Source organism: Streptomyces milbemycinicus (genome assembly GCF_002154605.1).
In the GTDB taxonomy this organism is placed as follows: Bacteria; Actinomycetota; Actinomycetes; order Streptomycetales; family Streptomycetaceae; genus Streptomyces; species Streptomyces milbemycinicus.
Genome location: NZ_MUNE01001132.1, coordinates 1 through 2,996, shown reverse-complemented (window position 1 = coordinate 2,996; position 2,996 = coordinate 1). Strand labels below are relative to the sequence as shown.

At 69.3% G+C, this 2,996-nt stretch carries 3 protein-coding genes; 2 read left to right on the top strand and 1 reads right to left on the bottom strand.

Translation table 11 applies throughout. The features are described from left to right. Together CCN51_RS51565 and CCN51_RS51560 are read left to right on the top strand one after the other, a co-directional pair. A partial coding sequence (locus CCN51_RS51565; RefSeq protein ID WP_143676231.1) for a LuxR C-terminal-related transcriptional regulator occupies positions 1 to 122 on the top strand: 122 nt, incomplete at its 5' end. 59 nt (positions 123 to 181) lie between these two features. Next, complete coding sequence (locus CCN51_RS51560) at positions 182 to 1,162, top strand: aldo/keto reductase (protein WP_014180688.1); 981 nt, start codon at positions 182 to 184, stop codon at positions 1,160 to 1,162. Between the two features lie 75 nt (positions 1,163 to 1,237). On the opposite strand, the gene CCN51_RS51555 is transcribed toward CCN51_RS51560, so the two are convergent. Beyond that, positions 1,238 to 2,683: an NCS2 family permease gene (locus tag CCN51_RS51555; RefSeq protein WP_043487859.1), complete on the bottom strand. Its 1,446-nt coding sequence runs from the start codon at positions 2,681 to 2,683 to the stop codon at positions 1,238 to 1,240. Between the last annotated feature and the right edge of the window lie 313 nt (positions 2,684 to 2,996).

Below are 2,996 nucleotides of genomic sequence, written 5' to 3'. Positions count from 1 at the left end.
TGACCGTGGCCCCGGCCACGGTCAAGACCCATGTGGCCACGGTGCTCGCCAAGCTCGGCGTACGGGACCGCACCCAGGCGGTCATCGCGGCATACGAGTGCGGTTTCGTCAAACCGGGCTGACACGCGGGCGCCCAAATGATCTGCTGTGACGGATCAAGCGGAAGTGGAAGGTGAGACGCATGGAGTACGCCCGCCTGGGACAGTCCGGGATCAAGGTGTCGCGGATCTGCCTGGGGATGATGAGCTACGGCAACCCCGAGCACCGCCCGTGGCAGTTGGACATCGACGCGGCGCGGCCGATCGTGCGGCGGTCGGTCGAGAGCGGCGTGACGTTCTTCGACACCGCCGATATGTACTCCAACGGCAGAAGCGAGGAGGTCACGGGCGAGCTGCTGCGTGAGCTCTTCGCCGGCCGGGACGACTATGTGCTGGCCACCAAGGTCTATATGCCGATGGGCTCGGGCCCCAACGACCGCGGGCTGTCCCGGAAGCACATCATGGCGAGCATCGACGCCTCGCTGCGGCGTCTTGGCACCGACCATGTCGACCTCTACCAGATCCACCGGTGGGACCCCGAGACGCCCATCGAGGAGACCATGGAGGCGCTGCACGACGTCGTGCGGGCGGGCAAGGCTCGCTATATCGGCGCGTCCTCCATGTTCGCCTGGCAGTTCGCCAAGGCGCAGCACACGGCAGCGGCGGCGGGCTGGACCCGGTTCATCTCGATGCAGAACCACTACAACCTGCTGTACCGGGAGGAGGAGCGGGAGATGAACCCGTTCTGCCTGGATCAGGGGGTGGGGGTGATCCCGTGGAGCCCGCTGGCGCGCGGGCTGCTCACCGGCACCCGCGGCCGGGACCGCACCGGGACCACGACCCGGGCGAGCGACGACACGCTGGTCGAGCGGTGGTACGGGGACGCCGAGTTCGACATCGTGGACGCCACCCGTGCCGTGGCCGAGGAGCGCGGGGTGAGCCCGGCGCAGATCGCGCTCGCCTGGCTGCTCGGCAGGCCCGCGGTGACCGCGCCGATCGTGGGGGCCACCAAGGTCGGCCATCTGGAGGACGCGGTCGCCGCGGTCGAACTGCGGCTCGACGAGCAGGAAGTGGCCCGTCTGGAGGCGCCGTACCGCCCGCGCCCCATCATGGGCCACGGCTGACGGGACGCGAGCGGTCCGGGCGCAGGCCCGGGCTCGGGCCCGGGCTCAGGCTCGGGCCCAGGCCCGGGCTCGGGCTCAGGTGAGCAGCTGCTCGATCGGGTCGATCCCGAAGTAGAGGACGAACAGCGCCGCCGTCCCCCACAGCAGCCAGTGCACCTCGCGCGCCTTGCCCAGGACCGCCTTGATCAGCACATACGCGATGAACCCGGCGCCAATCCCGTTGGTGATGGAGTAGGTGAACGGCATGACGACGATGGTGAGGAACGCCGGGATGGCGATGTCGTAGCGCTCCCACTCGATATGCCGCACCTGGCTCATCAGCAGGAATCCCACGGCGATCAGCGCCGGGGTGGCGGCCTGGGCGGGCACCATGGTCGCCAGCGGGGTCAGGAAGAGGGCGAGCCCGAACAGCGCACCGGTGACCACGCTGGCGAAGCCGGTGCGCGCCCCCTCGCCGACCCCGGCCGCCGACTCGATATAGCTGGTGTTGGACGAGGCGGACGCCGCGCCGCCCGCGGCCGCCGCCACTCCGTCGATCAGCAGCACCCGGCCCAGGTTGGGCACGTTGCCGTCCTTGTCCAGCAGCCCGGCCTCGTTGCTCACGCCGACGACCGTGCCCATGGTGTCGAAGAAGTCGGACAGGATCAGGGTGAAGATCAGCAGGACGATGGTGACCACGCCGACCTGCTCGAACGCCCCGAACAGGCTGAAGGAGCCGATCAGGCCGAAGTCCGGGGTGTCGACGACCTTGTCCGGGAGGGAGGGCACGGTCAGCCCCCACGCCTGCGGCTTGATGTCGGCGATCTCGTTGATGATGACCGCGACCACGGTCGAGGCGACGATGCTGATCAGGATCGCGCCCTTGATCTTGCGCGCCATCAGGGCGATGGTCAGCAGCACCCCGAGGCAGAAGACCAGCACCGGCCAGCCGGTCAGCCGCCCGGTCGCCCCGAGCTGGACCGGAACCGAACCCTCCATGCCCGGGATGCGGGTGGCGAAGCCCGCGTCGATAAAGCCGATGAAGGCGATGAACAGGCCGATGCCCACACTGATCGCCTGCTTCAGCGGCTGCGGGATCGCGTTCATCACCGCCTCGCGCAGCCCGGTGCCCACCAGCACACAGATGATCAGGCCCTCCAGGACCACCAGACCCATGGCGTCGGGCCAGCTCATCTGCGGGGCGATCTGGTACGCGACGACCGCGTTGAGCCCGAGCCCGGCTGCGAGCGCGAGCGGCAGATTGCCGCCGACGCCCATGAGGATCGTCATCACACAGGCGACCAGGGCGGTCGCGGTGACCAGCTGCGCTCCGTCGAGATGAGCGTGGAACTTGTCCTCCGCCTTGCCCAGGATGATCGGGTTCAGCACGAGGATGTAAGCCATCGTGAAGAAGGTGGCAAACCCGCCCCGGACCTCCCGGCCGAGGGTCGAGCCCCGCTCGGATATCCGGAAGAACCGGTCAAGTGGGCTGCGGGGTGGGCCGGCCTGGGCCGGTGCGGTGTCGGTCACCTGTCTTGCCATGTCGTGGCGCTCCTTTAAGCGGGAATCAAACGCGTGCGGGGTGACTGGATTGTGCCCACTACGCGGACCGCTCAGGTTTTCGCCGTGTTACGAGATCAACTGGCCGCGCGGCGCGGTGCGGTGGGCGCCGCGACGGGCGTCACTCCATCGTCGAGCCGATCTCGGAGCCGTCGGCCACGACCAGGAAGCTGGTGACGGGCAGCGAGCCGTCCTGCCGCCGGGCGCCGAGGGCCGTGATGGGGTCGGTGGTGACAAAGGGCGGGGTGGCCGCGCCTCCGCCGCTCCAGCCGCTGCCCCGGCCGGGGCTCCAGCT

Coding starts and splice junctions, on each gene's coding strand:
- CCN51_RS51560 (WP_014180688.1), top strand. CDS start 182: ATGGAGTACGCCCGCCTGGGACAGTCCGGGATCAAGGTGTCGCGGATC.
- CCN51_RS51555 (WP_043487859.1), bottom strand. CDS start 2,683: ATGGCAAGACAGGTGACCGACACCGCACCGGCCCAGGCCGGCCCACCC.